The sequence below is a fragment of the Vibrio sp. STUT-A11 genome, assembly GCF_026000435.1.
In the GTDB taxonomy this organism is placed as follows: domain Bacteria; phylum Pseudomonadota; class Gammaproteobacteria; order Enterobacterales; family Vibrionaceae; genus Vibrio.
The window spans coordinates 350,708-365,714 of the sequence record NZ_AP026763.1; the positions used below are offsets into that span (position 1 = coordinate 350,708).

A 15,007-nucleotide genomic window follows, 5' to 3' on the forward strand; every position below is an offset into this window, starting at 1 on the left:
CTATAACTAAAAAGCTGCAGTCAAAACAGGCATTTTAGGATAACTCTGTGGATAACCTGTTCGGTTTCTAGGGGTAAAGTTGGATAAATGAAGCTTTGAATGAAAAGTCATCATTTAGCTATTGTTTTTGCATTTTTTGTAAAATAACGCTTGCCAACGTGAACGCGATCTCTATAATGCCACCTCGTCGACAGGGCAAGCGCTCATAAGGGTTCAAGCAAAGTCGGCAAGGTCAAAAAGAAAAGCGAAATAGTTAATTGCCTTTACTTTTAAAAAGTAAAATAAAAAGCAAAAAAGTGTTTGACACAGAAAATTATCTCGCTAAAATGGCCGCCTCTTCCGAAGTGATGCAAGTCGCAAAGAAGAGTTGCTCTTTAAAAATAAGAACCTATCAATCTGTGTGGGCACTCGTTGATGATAATCCAATTAGAAGCTTAGGCTTCAAATTAGGTTTCAATGAAACGAAGTGACCATTGAATCGAAAGATTCAGCACAGTCAATTCAAACATTACTTTATGTAATGTTCAGTATTCATTGAGCCAAACAAAACTTTAAATTGAAGAGTTTGATCATGGCTCAGATTGAACGCTGGCGGCAGGCCTAACACATGCAAGTCGAGCGGAAACGAGTTATCTGAACCTTCGGGGAACGATAACGGCGTCGAGCGGCGGACGGGTGAGTAATGCCTAGGAAATTGCCCTGATGTGGGGGATAACCATTGGAAACGATGGCTAATACCGCATGATGCCTACGGGCCAAAGAGGGGGACCTTCGGGCCTCTCGCGTCAGGATATGCCTAGGTGGGATTAGCTAGTTGGTGAGGTAAGGGCTCACCAAGGCGACGATCCCTAGCTGGTCTGAGAGGATGATCAGCCACACTGGAACTGAGACACGGTCCAGACTCCTACGGGAGGCAGCAGTGGGGAATATTGCACAATGGGCGCAAGCCTGATGCAGCCATGCCGCGTGTGTGAAGAAGGCCTTCGGGTTGTAAAGCACTTTCAGTCGTGAGGAAGGTAGTGTGTTTAATAGATGCATTATTTGACGTTAGCGACAGAAGAAGCACCGGCTAACTCCGTGCCAGCAGCCGCGGTAATACGGAGGGTGCGAGCGTTAATCGGAATTACTGGGCGTAAAGCGCATGCAGGTGGTTTGTTAAGTCAGATGTGAAAGCCCGGGGCTCAACCTCGGAATAGCATTTGAAACTGGCAGACTAGAGTACTGTAGAGGGGGGTAGAATTTCAGGTGTAGCGGTGAAATGCGTAGAGATCTGAAGGAATACCGGTGGCGAAGGCGGCCCCCTGGACAGATACTGACACTCAGATGCGAAAGCGTGGGGAGCAAACAGGATTAGATACCCTGGTAGTCCACGCCGTAAACGATGTCTACTTGGAGGTTGTGGCCTTGAGCCGTGGCTTTCGGAGCTAACGCGTTAAGTAGACCGCCTGGGGAGTACGGTCGCAAGATTAAAACTCAAATGAATTGACGGGGGCCCGCACAAGCGGTGGAGCATGTGGTTTAATTCGATGCAACGCGAAGAACCTTACCTACTCTTGACATCCAGAGAACTTTCCAGAGATGGATTGGTGCCTTCGGGAACTCTGAGACAGGTGCTGCATGGCTGTCGTCAGCTCGTGTTGTGAAATGTTGGGTTAAGTCCCGCAACGAGCGCAACCCTTATCCTTGTTTGCCAGCGAGTAATGTCGGGAACTCCAGGGAGACTGCCGGTGATAAACCGGAGGAAGGTGGGGACGACGTCAAGTCATCATGGCCCTTACGAGTAGGGCTACACACGTGCTACAATGGCGCATACAGAGGGCGGCCAACTTGCGAAAGTGAGCGAATCCCAAAAAGTGCGTCGTAGTCCGGATTGGAGTCTGCAACTCGACTCCATGAAGTCGGAATCGCTAGTAATCGTGGATCAGAATGCCACGGTGAATACGTTCCCGGGCCTTGTACACACCGCCCGTCACACCATGGGAGTGGGCTGCAAAAGAAGTAGGTAGTTTAACCTTCGGGGGGACGCTTACCACTTTGTGGTTCATGACTGGGGTGAAGTCGTAACAAGGTAGCGCTAGGGGAACCTGGCGCTGGATCACCTCCTTATACGATGATTATCGTGATGAGTGTCCACACAGATTGATAGTTCACAAGCGCAAGCTTGTAGCTAACATAGCTCTTTAACAATTTGGAAAGCTGACAAAGTAATCCTTGTCTTTAAATAGATAGGAGATTACTTGTAAAGTTCTCAAAGTATTCATGTATTTGAATACAACTAAAAACACATTCAAGTGTTCTTGGGTTTTGCGAAAGCAAAACATATTTGAGTCCGGCAAAATCGAAAGCTATCTCGCTCATTCAAATAATGAGATAGCAACTTTGGTTGTTTGACCGTTTGATTTCACTTTTTAAAGTGAAGACAAAATGCAATTCGAAACTCCTTCGGGTTGTATGGTTAAGTGACTAAGCGTACACGGTGGATGCCTTGGCAGTCAGAGGCGATGAAGGACGTATTAACTTGCGATAAGCCCAGATTAGGCAGTAAAAGCCACTTGAGTCTGGGATTTCCGAATGGGGAAACCCACTTACATAAGTAAGTATCGTTATGTGAATACATAGCATAACGAGGCGAACCGGGGGAACTGAAACATCTAAGTACCCCGAGGAAAAGAAATCAACCGAGATTCCGAAAGTAGCGGCGAGCGAAATTGGACTAGCCCTTAAGCTTTACACACGTTAGACGAACGGTCTGGAAAGGCCGACGATACAGGGTGATAGTCCCGTAGTTGACGATGTGTGTTCAGTGAAATCGAGTAGGGCGGGACACGTGATATCCTGTCTGAATATGGGGGGACCATCCTCCAAGGCTAAATACTACTGACTGACCGATAGTGAACCAGTACCGTGAGGGAAAGGCGAAAAGAACCCCTGTGAGGGGAGTGAAATAGAACCTGAAACCGTGTACGTACAAGCAGTAGGAGCACCTTCGTGGTGTGACTGCGTACCTTTTGTATAATGGGTCAGCGACTTATATTCAGTGGCAAGGTTAACCATCTAGGGGAGCCGTAGGGAAACCGAGTCTTAACTGGGCGTTCAGTCTCTGGATATAGACCCGAAACCAGGTGATCTAGCCATGGGCAGGTTGAAGATTGAGTAACATCAATTGGAGGACCGAACCGACTAATGTTGAAAAATTAGCGGATGACTTGTGGCTAGGGGTGAAAGGCCAATCAAACCTGGAGATAGCTGGTTCTCCCCGAAAGCTATTTAGGTAGCGCCTCGGACGAATACTACTGGGGGTAGAGCACTGTTAAGGCTAGGGGGTCATCCCGACTTACCAACCCTTTGCAAACTCCGAATACCAGTAAGTACTATCCGGGAGACACACGGCGGGTGCTAACGTCCGTCGTGGAGAGGGAAACAACCCAGACCGCCAGCTAAGGTCCCAAATTACTACTAAGTGGGAAACGATGTGGGAAGGCTCAGACAGCCAGGATGTTGGCTTAGAAGCAGCCATCATTTAAAGAAAGCGTAATAGCTCACTGGTCGAGTCGGCCTGCGCGGAAGATGTAACGGGGCTAAGTAGTAAACCGAAGCTGCGGCAATATACTTTTGTATATTGGGTAGGGGAGCGTTCTGTAAGCGGTTGAAGGTGTGTGGTAACGCATGCTGGACGTATCAGAAGTGCGAATGCTGACATGAGTAACGATAAAGGGGGTGAAAAACCTCCTCGCCGGAAGACCAAGGGTTCCTGTCCAACGTTAATCGGGGCAGGGTAAGTCGACCCCTAAGGCGAGGCCGAAAGGCGTAGTCGATGGGAAACGGGTTAATATTCCCGTACTTCTTACAATTGCGATGGGGGGACGGAGAAGGCTAGGTGGGCCTGGCGACGGTTGTCCAGGTTCAAGTGCGTAGGCTTGAGAGTTAGGTAAATCCGGCTCTCTTTAAGGCTGAGACACGACGTCGAGCATCTACGGATGTGAAGTCATTGATGCCATGCTTCCAGGAAAAGCCTCTAAGCTTCAGATTGTAAGGAATCGTACCCCAAACCGACACAGGTGGTCGGGTAGAGAATACCAAGGCGCTTGAGAGAACTCGGGTGAAGGAACTAGGCAAAATGGTACCGTAACTTCGGGAGAAGGTACGCTCTCGACGGTGAAGTCCCTTGCGGATGGAGCTATTGAGAGTCGCAGATACCAGGTGGCTGCAACTGTTTATTAAAAACACAGCACTGTGCAAAATCGTAAGATGACGTATACGGTGTGACGCCTGCCCGGTGCCGGAAGGTTAATTGATGGGGTTAGACTTCGGTCGAAGCTCTTGATCGAAGCCCCGGTAAACGGCGGCCGTAACTATAACGGTCCTAAGGTAGCGAAATTCCTTGTCGGGTAAGTTCCGACCTGCACGAATGGCGTAATGATGGCCACGCTGTCTCCACCCGAGACTCAGTGAAATTGAAATCGCTGTGAAGATGCAGTGTACCCGCGGCTAGACGGAAAGACCCCGTGAACCTTTACTACAGCTTGGCACTGAACATTGACCCTACATGTGTAGGATAGGTGGGAGGCTTTGAAACCAGCACGCCAGTGTTGGTGGAGCCGACCTTGAAATACCACCCTTGTAGTGTTGATGTTCTAACTTGGTCCCCTCATCGGGGATGAGGACAGTGCCTGGTGGGTAGTTTGACTGGGGCGGTCTCCTCCCAAAGCGTAACGGAGGAGCACGAAGGTGGGCTAATCACGGTTGGACATCGTGAGGTTAGTGCAATGGCATAAGCCCGCTTGACTGCGAGAATGACAATTCGAGCAGGTGCGAAAGCAGGTCATAGTGATCCGGTGGTTCTGAATGGAAGGGCCATCGCTCAACGGATAAAAGGTACTCCGGGGATAACAGGCTGATACCGCCCAAGAGTTCATATCGACGGCGGTGTTTGGCACCTCGATGTCGGCTCATCACATCCTGGGGCTGAAGTCGGTCCCAAGGGTATGGCTGTTCGCCATTTAAAGTGGTACGCGAGCTGGGTTTAGAACGTCGTGAGACAGTTCGGTCCCTATCTGCCGTGGGCGTTGGAGAATTGAAAGGGGCTGCTCCTAGTACGAGAGGACCGGAGTGGACGAACCTCTGGTGTTCGGGTTGTGTCGCCAGACGCATTGCCCGGTAGCTAAGTTCGGGATCGATAACCGCTGAAAGCATCTAAGCGGGAAGCGAGCCTTGAGATGAGTTCTCCCTGATACTTTAAGTATCCTAAAGGGTTGTCGTAGACTACGACGTTGATAGGCAGGGTGTGTAAGCGTTGTGAGGCGTTGAGCTAACCTGTACTAATTGCCCGTGAGGCTTAACCATACAACACCCAAGGGGTTTTGATGGACTCAATGAAAGAACATTGAATGTGTAAAAACGAGAATTAACAACAGCTTTCCAAGTTTTCTCTAGAAATAGAGAGTAAGAATTTGCTTGGCGACCATAGCGTTTTGGACCCACCTGACTTCCATTCCGAACTCAGAAGTGAAACGAAATAGCGCCGATGGTAGTGTGGGGTTTCCCCATGTGAGAGTAGGACATCGCCAGGCTCGCTTCCTTGTTTTCAGGTTTTTAAAAATCTGAAGGCAAAACTAAATAAAGCATCTAGAGATTAAGACTTTATTTAGTAAAAGATACCACTGCGGAGTGGTAGTTCAGTTGGTTAGAATACCGGCCTGTCACGCCGGGGGTCGCGGGTTCGAGTCCCGTCCACTCCGCCACTTATTGAAGCCTCAGTCGAAAGACTGGGGCTTTTTTACGTTTGGGGAAAATACTACTACGAAGCGGCAGTTCAGTTGGTTAGCTGTTTGTTTTAAAAAAGCGGCCTGTCACGCCGGGGGGCGCGGGTTCGAGTCCCGTCCACTCCGCCACTTATACCAATCCGGAAAATTAACAGGTCAGGGAACAGGGTTCGATAAACAAACTCTATTTGCCATGGATGGCAAATCGAAGCCCCATGGATGGGTTCATGCGTGTTTGTGTTCGATGCCTGTTTTCTGGTTCTCTATAATTAAGTATGACCATTTTCTTACTTAGGTTGGTATGAGATGACTCTGCTTTTATTCTCCACAAATCGATTCCAAGCAGTACAAATACTATCAACAATGTCTTCATAGCTATCAAAGCATCGGTTGGCTAGTTCATTCTGTCGCAACCAACTCCAGACTTGCTCTATTGGATTGAGCTCTGTGAATACGGTGGGATATGGAGAATGGTTACGTTTGAGTACTCTTTTCCTAGATAGCTTTGGTGCCAGCTCGCTTGATCCATGATGATGACAGAATGTTTTCCCATGGGTGTAGCATCAGAGATAATACCAATTTGGAAAATTAACTATTCAGGGAACAGGGTTCGATAAACAAACTCTATTTGTCATGGATGGCAAATAGAAGCCCCTTGGATGCGTTCTTATAAACATACGGTGCGTGTTTGCGTTTGTGTTTGATGCCTGTTTTCTGGTTCTCTATCATTAAGTATGACCACTTTCTTGCTTAGGCTGGTAAAGGTGCGCACATATTAAAAAAAGCAGCCGATGGCTAATGCCAGTCAGTTAAGCTGACTGGCATTCTTTTTATTAGGGTATTTTCTGACTTTTGCTTTGACGGCCCTCGGGTATATCCGATCTTCTCGTTTGATAGGCAATACATGGTGAGAGGTCTCTTCTATCAAGTGAGTGATCCTCTTTGGTATCGTTCCTGCTGATTCTAGCCAGAAGCCATGGATTAGATGAATAATGGCGTGAGCACAAGTCGTGAAACTCAGTTGGTTTGGATATAAACCAGGTATGCTGGAGGCCATGTTAACCATCTGATACCTCAGTATATTGTAGGCTAAAAGCAGTCCCCATAACTCTTGGCGAACCATCTCTGGCTTTTTACTTCTTAGTGTAAATTCATTTTTAAGAAGCGCTGATTTCATTTCTCTGTAACCTACCTCTATCTCCCAACGATGGCTATACAAGTCCGTTATTTCTGAACTTGGGTAACGCATTGCGTCTGTCATGGATGTGAAGATATTGACCTCTTTCCCTTTGATTGTTCGAGTTATCAGTCGTACTTGTATGGCTTCTGGTAGGTCTGGGAACTTTTTCCTGGCTTGAGGGTTAGATTTCAACTCAACAAGCTTGTCGTTTCTTCCAAGTTTACTTATTACCGTGTATTGAGTCCCTTTTCTCATGGGGATCATCCAGTGACGCTCGCGACCAGTGCAAGCCCAGCGATTCAACAGACCAAGCGAGAAAAAGCCTCTATCGAACATCGTTAAACTATTGTCTGGAGTGGTTTCGATTAGGTTTTCTGCCAGCTTCATTTCATTCGTTTTATAGCTATCGAAAGCACTAGCAATAAGCATATGACTGGTCACTTCCATCTGACATACCATGCGAACTTGAGGAAAGCTCGCGTCGCCATTCTGATTTGAAGGGGCTTTGAAGGCCTGTCGATTTTCATCACTATCCGGCGTTCTCCAAAGCACACCATCGACGGCAAGCAACTTCAACCCTGACCATGTGGGGTGTTGTGCCTCTTGATTCCAAAGCCTTTGACTCTGATGAAAAACTTGCTTTACCGCTTCATCTCCTAGTCGTTGTCTAGCTTGAACAATAGCGCTTGGGGCTACCAACGATTTCTTACCTGGTAGCATCAGTTGGGCTTTTGACACAATGCTCCATAAAGGCTCTTGTCGATACAAAGACATGGCAATCACAGACCAGACAGCCATATCAAGGGGGATTCGACGCTTACGAATAGTTGCTACACCAGTAGTTTCAAGGCATTGGTTAATAAAATCGGGGGAGAGAATATCACTTAGCTTTCCCAGCTGTTCAGTGTTTGGTGCATAGCGATTAGCAAGTGATAAGGCTGTAGTTAATTGCAAAAGAAAAAGCTCTAAGATTGAATTCTTAGAGCCTTTATAAACGAGTTGGAGGATCGTTCAACCGATCATTTATTGCTTAACTGATCGGCATTAAGCCGATGGCTGCTTTTTGAGTAATGAGTGACAGTTAAGATTCAAGCTGTTCTTTCGGCTCTTGCACTACGCTATGCTCTTTGGTTTCGGAGGCGGCTAAAGCGTTACGCTCTTCCTCCATCTTCTTTTCTTCTTCTTTGGCTTTTTCAATCATTGGTGTAATGGTTGAGCCTTGAATCAAAATAGAGAACACAACCACGGCGTAAGTCATTACCAGGATGATCTCTTTTACGTCGATCAACTTGTCTTGTACGACCCATATTCCTGACGGGATAGAAAGTGCCATTGCAAGCGCTAGACCACCACGCAGGCCACCCCAGGTCAGGATCTTGACTGACCAACGGTTATATTTTCTGTATCGCTTAAAGCCAATGTATGAGAGAAAGACACTAAGGTAACGTGATGCTAGTACTAGAGGTACGGCGATGGCCATCATGATCCAGTCTTCTTGGTGGAATTTGAACAGCAGCATCGACATACCGATTAAAAGGAACAGAACGCCATTTAGAAACTCATCGACCAATTCCCAGAAGTGGTCGAGGTGGTCTTCACTCTCTTTAGAGAAGCCAATAAAGCGTGTCCAGTTGCCAATCATAATCCCAGATACAACCATTGCTAATGGGCCTGAAACGTGAAGGTATTCTGCGAAAGCATAACCTGCAGTTGGCACACCAATAGTAAGTAGCAGCTCCATTGAGTGGTCATTGGTCGCACTAATTAAGTAGTGGAACAGCAAGCCAAGTAGGAAACCATAAAAGATCCCCCCAATCGCTTCCTGGATAAAGAGCATTGTGACGCTGCCTACGGTAGGTGCTTCAGTGCCAAATGCGATAGTAAATAAGGTGACAAAAATAACCAGACCGAAGCCGTCATTGAACAATGACTCACCTTCAATTTGTGTCGAGATACGTTTTGGAGCATCTAATTTTTTCACAATGGCGAGAACGGCTATCGGGTCAGTTGGGGAGATCAATGAACCGAATAGTAGGCAGTAAATTAAGTCAAACTTAATTCCGATCAGTAAGCAGATTCCATATAGAGCAAAACCGATGAAGAATGTTGAAAACAGAGTGGCTGCGAGTGCTAATACTGTGATTTCCCACTTCTGATCTTTCAGGTTTGGTAGTTTAATTCCTAAGCCGCCTGCAAATAGCAAAAATCCAAGGATACCTTTGAGCAAGAAGTCTTCGAAGTTGATTCTGGTTACTGTTTCTGTCGCTATCTCTGTGAGATGGAACCAGTTATTTTGACCAGCAATTAGGATGAGGAGAGAAAGTACCATTGAACCTGCGGTAATGGCGATGGTGGTTTGCATCTTTCCTATTTTGCTGTTTACAAAGGCTATTAGCATCGCAGCAGCGGAGAGAAAACATAAAGTATGATAGACCGACATTAGAACACTCTGTTTGTAACATTTTATGAATGGAATTCTCGGCTGATGCTGCTTAAATAGCAAACATTTTTTCGTGATTATTTGATAAGAGAAGAGGTCGATAAAATAATCATGAAATCTGTATTTAGACGTCTAGACTCCTGAAGTTTGTGTGATAGGATGACAGCATAACGAAAGGAATGAGGCTGTACTGTGGGAACTAATGTAAGACAACAGATTGAAGCTCAATTGAAGCAACGTATTCTTCTGATTGATGGTGGTATGGGCACTATGATTCAGGGATACAAACTTGAAGAGCACGATTATCGAGGAGAGCGCTTTACGGACTGGCACAGTGATCTAAAGGGTAACAACGACTTGTTGGTACTGAGTCAGCCTCAATTGATCAAAGAAATACACAGCGCTTACCTCGAAGCTGGTGCTGATATCTTAGAAACCAACACCTTTAATGCGACCACTATCGCGATGGCTGACTACGATATGGAAAGCCTAAGTGAGGAGATAAACTTTGCAGCTGCAAAGTTAGCTCGTGAGGTGGCGGATGAATGGACGGCTAAAACGCCGGAAAAGCCGCGCTATGTTGCAGGTGTTCTGGGCCCAACCAACCGTACGTGTTCTATCTCTCCGGATGTAAACGATCCTGGTTACCGCAATGTGAGTTTTGATGAATTGGTCGAAGCTTACTCTGAATCTACTCGAGCCTTAATCAAAGGTGGTTCAGACTTAATTCTTATCGAAACAATCTTTGATACCTTGAATGCGAAAGCGTGTGCATTCGCTGTGGATTCAGTATTTGAAGAGCTTGGTATCGAGCTTCCAGTGATGATCTCTGGCACCATTACCGATGCATCTGGCCGAACACTATCTGGTCAAACGACGGAAGCCTTTTACAATTCATTACGCCACGTGAGGCCTATCTCATTTGGCTTAAACTGTGCGCTTGGCCCTGATGAACTGCGCCCATATGTCGAAGAACTTTCACGCATATCTGAATCTTTCGTGTCTGCTCACCCTAATGCCGGGTTGCCAAATGCATTCGGTGAATATGACTTGTCTCCTGAAGATATGGCGAAGCATGTTAAAGAGTGGGCTGAAAGTGGATTCTTGAACTTAATTGGCGGCTGTTGTGGTACAACGCCTGAACATATCCGCCAAATGGCAGAAGCTGTTAATCAGGTTACTCCTCGTCAGTTACCAGAGCTTCAGGTTGCATGCCGTTTATCTGGCCTAGAGCCACTGACCATCGAGAAAGAATCCTTGTTTATTAACGTTGGTGAACGTACTAACGTAACGGGTTCAGCTCGCTTTAAGCGCTTAATCAAAGAAGAGTTATATGATGAAGCACTCGATGTTGCTCGTCAGCAAGTGGAAAACGGCGCGCAAATCATCGATATCAACATGGATGAAGGCATGCTGGATGCAGAGGCATGTATGGTTCGCTTCCTGAACCTGTGTGCTTCTGAGCCTGAAATATCCAAAGTGCCTATCATGGTTGACTCTTCTAAGTGGGAAGTCATCGAAGCCGGCCTGAAATGTATTCAGGGTAAAGGCATCGTGAACTCGATTTCTCTAAAAGAAGGTAAAGAGAAGTTTGTCGAGCAGGCCAAACTGATTCGCCGCTATGGTGCCGCTGTTATCGTGATGGCATTCGATGAAGTCGGACAAGCAGATACACGTGAACGCAAAATTGAAATTTGTACCAATGCTTACCGTATCTTGGTTGATGAAGTTGGCTTCCCACCAGAAGATATTATCTTTGACCCAAATATTTTTGCGGTTGCAACAGGTATCGATGAGCACAACAACTACGCTGTCGATTTTATCGAAGCGGTTGGCGACATCAAACGTGACCTGCCGCATGCGATGATATCTGGTGGTGTGTCTAACGTTTCGTTCTCTTTCCGTGGCAATAACTACGTTCGTGAAGCGATTCATGCCGTATTCCTTTACCACTGTTTCAAAAACGGTATGGATATGGGCATCGTTAACGCTGGTCAGCTGGAGATTTACGATAACGTACCTGAAAAGCTGCGCGAAGCGGTAGAAGATGTCGTTCTTAACCGTCGTGATGATGCTACTGAAAGGCTTTTGGATATCGCTTCAGAATACGCTGATAAAGGTGTGGGTAAAGAGGAAGATGCCTCTGCACTGGAGTGGAGAACTTGGCCAGTCGAAAAACGTTTAGAACATGCTCTAGTTAAGGGCATTACCGAGTTTATCGTTGAAGACACTGAAGAAGCTCGTGTTAATGCGTCTAAACCATTAGAGGTCATCGAAGGCCCATTGATGGATGGTATGAACGTGGTCGGCGACTTGTTTGGTGAAGGTAAGATGTTCCTTCCTCAGGTCGTGAAGTCGGCGCGTGTAATGAAACAGGCGGTTGCTCATTTAGAACCATTTATCGACGCAGAGAAGCAGGTCGGTCAGACCAACGGTAAGATCTTACTCGCGACGGTAAAAGGCGATGTACACGATATCGGTAAAAATATCGTCGGCGTTGTATTGCAATGTAACAACTACGAGATCATCGATCTTGGCGTTATGGTGCCGTGTGAAAAGATCCTTAAAGTCGCTAAAGAAGAGAACGTCGATATTATCGGTCTGTCGGGTCTGATTACTCCGTCATTAGATGAGATGGTTCATGTAGCTAAAGAGATGGAGCGTCTTGACTTTGATCTGCCATTGCTGATTGGCGGCGCGACAACGTCGAAAGCGCATACTGCGGTTAAAATTGAACAGAACTACAAACATCCGGTCGTTTACGTCAACAATGCTTCACGTGCCGTAGGTGTTTGTACGTCACTATTGTCTGATGAACGTCGACCTGATTTCGTCGAAAAATTAAATGCCGACTACGAGCGTGTGCGTGATCAACACAATCGTAAAAAGCCACGAACCAAGCCAGTCACTCTGGAAGAAGCTCGCGCAAACAAAGTGGCAATTGACTGGAAGGCGTATACACCTCCAGCACCAAAACAATCAGGGATTCATATTTTCGACGATTTTGATGTCGCAACCTTGCGTAAGTACATCGACTGGACCCCGTTCTTTATGACCTGGTCACTTGTTGGTAAATACCCATCGATTTTCGATCACGAAGAAGTGGGTGAAGAAGCAAAGCGTTTGTTCCATGATGCTAATGAACTCCTTGATCGTGTTGAAAACGAAGGTCTGATGAAAGCACGAGGCATGTGTGGTCTGTTCCCTGCGGCAAGTGTGGGAGATGACATTGAAGTGTACACGGATGAATCGCGTTCAGAAGTCGCGAAAGTCCTGTGTAACCTTCGCCAGCAAACTGAGAAACCAAAAGGCTTTAACTACTGCTTGTCTGATTATGTCGCACCAAAAGACTCGGGTAAGCACGACTGGATTGGCGCGTTTGCGGTCACTGGTGGAATTGGCGAGCGTGAACTTGCGGATGAGTATAAGGCTAAGGGTGATGATTATAATGCCATTATGATCCAAGCGGTGGCCGATCGTCTGGCAGAAGCTTTTGCTGAATATCTGCATGAGCATGTGCGTAAAGAAATCTGGGGTTATGCTGAAGATGAGAATTTATCTAACGATGAGCTAATCCGTGAAAAATACCAAGGTATTCGACCTGCGCCTGGCTACCCAGCATGCCCAGAGCATACGGAAAAAGGACCGTTATGGGATCTTCTGAACGTAGAAGAGAATATCGGTATGTCTTTGACATCCAGCTATGCCATGTACCCAGGAGCCTCGGTGTCTGGTTGGTACTTCTCTCATCCGGATTCTCGCTACTTTGCGATCGCGCAGATCCAGGAAGATCAGTTAGAAAGCTACGCTGAACGTAAAGGTTGGGACAGGCTTGAAGCAGAAAAATGGTTAGGTCCGAATATTAACGGTTAATCCAACGGAAAGAGAAAGGGCTGCCATTCGGCAGCCCTTTTTATATTGTGAGATGAACTGTGTTTATTTTTCAAAAAGCTCAGCATGCAGTTTTTGAATCGCCTGTTGCGACTCTGACTTGTGCAGTAGGAAGCACAAGTTATGCGGGCTCGCACCGTAGCAAATCATACGCAGGTTAAAGTCTTCTAATGTACCGAATACTTGTTTGGCGTATCCCTTGCTGCCGCTCATGTTGTTTCCGATAAGAGCTACCAAGCATAGGTCGTGCTCTACTTCTACTTTACACAACTCTTCTAGTTCTTCTCTTACGGCTTGAGGTAGCTGTGGTGCACCACCAGAGGTATCTGTTTGGTCTAGGGTTAACGAAACACTGATTTCTGAAGTGGTAATCAGGTCCACTGAAATTTTGTGTTTAGCCAGAATCTCGAACACTTTAGCCAGGAAGCCGTATGCATGGAACATGCTTGCACTACGTAGAGTGACCATAGTCTGGTTGCAACGCAATGCAAGAGCTCGGTATAGCGGCGAGCTTTCTACTTGGTGACGAATCCATGTGCCACCTGCCTCTGGATCTTTAGAAGAGCCAACAAACACCGGAATGTCGTGGCGTAGTGCTGGAACCAGTGTAGAAGGGTGGAGGATCTTGGCACCGAAGTTTGCCATTTCTGACGCTTCACTAAAGCTGATCTCTGGGATTGGTGACGCTTTTGGCGCAATACGTGGGTCTGTTGTGTAGATGCCCGGAACGTCGGTCCAGATTTCTAAGCCAGAAGCTTTTACGCCTTCAGCAATGAGTGCGGCACTGTAATCACTGCCACCACGACCTAATGTGGTTGTATTACCTTCTTTGTCTGAGCCGATGAAGCCCTGGGTGATGACGACTGACTCCTGACAGACTGGTACTAACTTTTCTTGTGCCAGTTGAGAAATCGCTTCGACATTTGGCTCAGCACGTCCGAAGTTCGCGTCAGTTCTCAATACATCACGAATATCGAAACGTACCGCATTGATACCACGCTCTCTCATCAGTTGAGCCAGAATGTGCGTCGACATTAGCTCACCACACGCCACTAAATGGTCCGTCAGTTTAGCGCTAGCTTGGATAGACGCCGCTTCTGCAAGGCTGGTTACCGTATCAAGGATAGCGTACACCTCTGCGCTTGCTTCTGCTGCATCTCTTAGCTGACTAAGGATGTCATCATGAATTTCTGCTAGCTTACGCAGCAACTCGGCACGCTGCTCCTGATCCTGAACACCATTGGCAAGTTCTACCAGTAGGTTGGTGACACCAGAGCAAGCGCTGCTAACGACAAGGCGAGTATTTGGATTGTTTTCAATAATGGCGGCACAACGGCTCATTGCCTCGAAATTGGCAACACTGGTTCCACCGAATTTTGCTACGTTAAATGCGCTCACTGCGTTCTCCCACGACTTCCTAAAAGTAAGATATATCCGATATATTAGTGAGGAAAGGAACAGAGCAAAAAGAGAGGTACTTAGAATGATATTTGAAATATTTTACCCTCAGAAGCTCTTCATCAGACAATGCTGATGACAGTTGATGGGATTCAACCCACGTCAACCGACAAGTCAAACCCTGCAAATTTGACTTACCTCGGCACTACTCCCCCTGAATGATTGGTATTGGAATTGAGGCTCCACAAATCATCTACCTGGGTAGTGCTCCTCTTCTACATAAAGCTCAAACATTGAACGGTTTTGGCGTCATAATGTCAATGAATATTTCAATGA

At 46.6% G+C, this 15,007-nt stretch carries 4 protein-coding genes, 1 tRNA gene, 3 rRNA genes, 1 pseudogene and 1 riboswitch; of the genes and pseudogenes, 5 read left to right on the top strand and 4 right to left on the bottom strand.

Features of this window, described 5'->3' with window-relative positions:
* The first annotated feature begins 553 nt into the window (after window positions 1–553).
* From OO774_RS01680 to OO774_RS01695, 4 genes are all read left to right on the top strand, one after another.
* Window positions 554–2,106 (top strand): 16S ribosomal RNA (locus OO774_RS01680).
* Between the two features lie 347 nt (window positions 2,107–2,453).
* Window positions 2,454–5,343 (top strand): 23S ribosomal RNA (locus OO774_RS01685).
* A gap of 110 nt (window positions 5,344–5,453) precedes the next feature.
* A 5S ribosomal RNA gene (gene rrf / locus OO774_RS01690) occupies window positions 5,454–5,570 on the top strand.
* Together the 16S, 23S and 5S rRNA genes with 1 tRNA gene alongside form the textbook arrangement of a ribosomal RNA operon.
* Before the next feature lie 94 nt (window positions 5,571–5,664).
* Window positions 5,665–5,741 (top strand) — tRNA-Asp (locus tag OO774_RS01695).
* A 308-nt stretch (window positions 5,742–6,049) separates the two neighbouring features.
* Here OO774_RS01695 and OO774_RS01700 read toward each other — a convergent pair.
* From OO774_RS01700 to OO774_RS01710, 3 genes and pseudogenes are all read right to left on the bottom strand, one after another.
* A pseudogene (locus tag OO774_RS01700) lies at window positions 6,050–6,342 on the bottom strand (transposase); the annotation flags it as partial.
* A gap of 225 nt (window positions 6,343–6,567) precedes the next feature.
* The gene (locus OO774_RS01705; RefSeq protein ID WP_264904009.1) at window positions 6,568–7,896 is read right to left on the bottom strand and encodes an IS4 family transposase; all 1,329 of its coding nucleotides are present in this window, start codon (window positions 7,894–7,896) and stop codon (window positions 6,568–6,570) included.
* Window positions 7,897–8,023: 127 nt separating this feature from the next.
* Complete coding sequence (locus OO774_RS01710; RefSeq protein ID WP_264904136.1) at window positions 8,024–9,382, bottom strand: sodium:proton antiporter; 1,359 nt, start codon at window positions 9,380–9,382, stop codon at window positions 8,024–8,026.
* A gap of 192 nt (window positions 9,383–9,574) precedes the next feature.
* Here OO774_RS01710 and metH point away from each other — a divergent pair, with 192 nt between their 5' ends.
* The gene (gene metH, locus OO774_RS01715; protein WP_264904137.1) at window positions 9,575–13,255 is read left to right on the top strand and encodes a methionine synthase; all 3,681 of its coding nucleotides are present in this window, start codon (window positions 9,575–9,577) and stop codon (window positions 13,253–13,255) included.
* A 63-nt stretch (window positions 13,256–13,318) separates the two neighbouring features.
* Here the strand turns inward: metH and lysC are convergent, their stop codons facing one another.
* Window positions 13,319–14,671 (bottom strand): lysine-sensitive aspartokinase 3, encoded by a 1,353-nt coding sequence (lysC, locus tag OO774_RS01720; protein WP_264904138.1) that lies wholly within the window; start codon window positions 14,669–14,671, stop codon window positions 13,319–13,321.
* A 104-nt stretch (window positions 14,672–14,775) separates the two neighbouring features.
* Window positions 14,776–14,954, bottom strand: a riboswitch (Lysine riboswitch).
* Window positions 14,955–15,007: the final 53 nt, after the last annotated feature.

What these genes read in the sequence shown, in the direction of transcription:
- OO774_RS01710 (WP_264904136.1), bottom strand. Translation starts at nt 9,382, where the DNA reads ATGTCGGTCTATCATACTTTATGTTTTCTCTCCGCTGCTGCGATGCTA.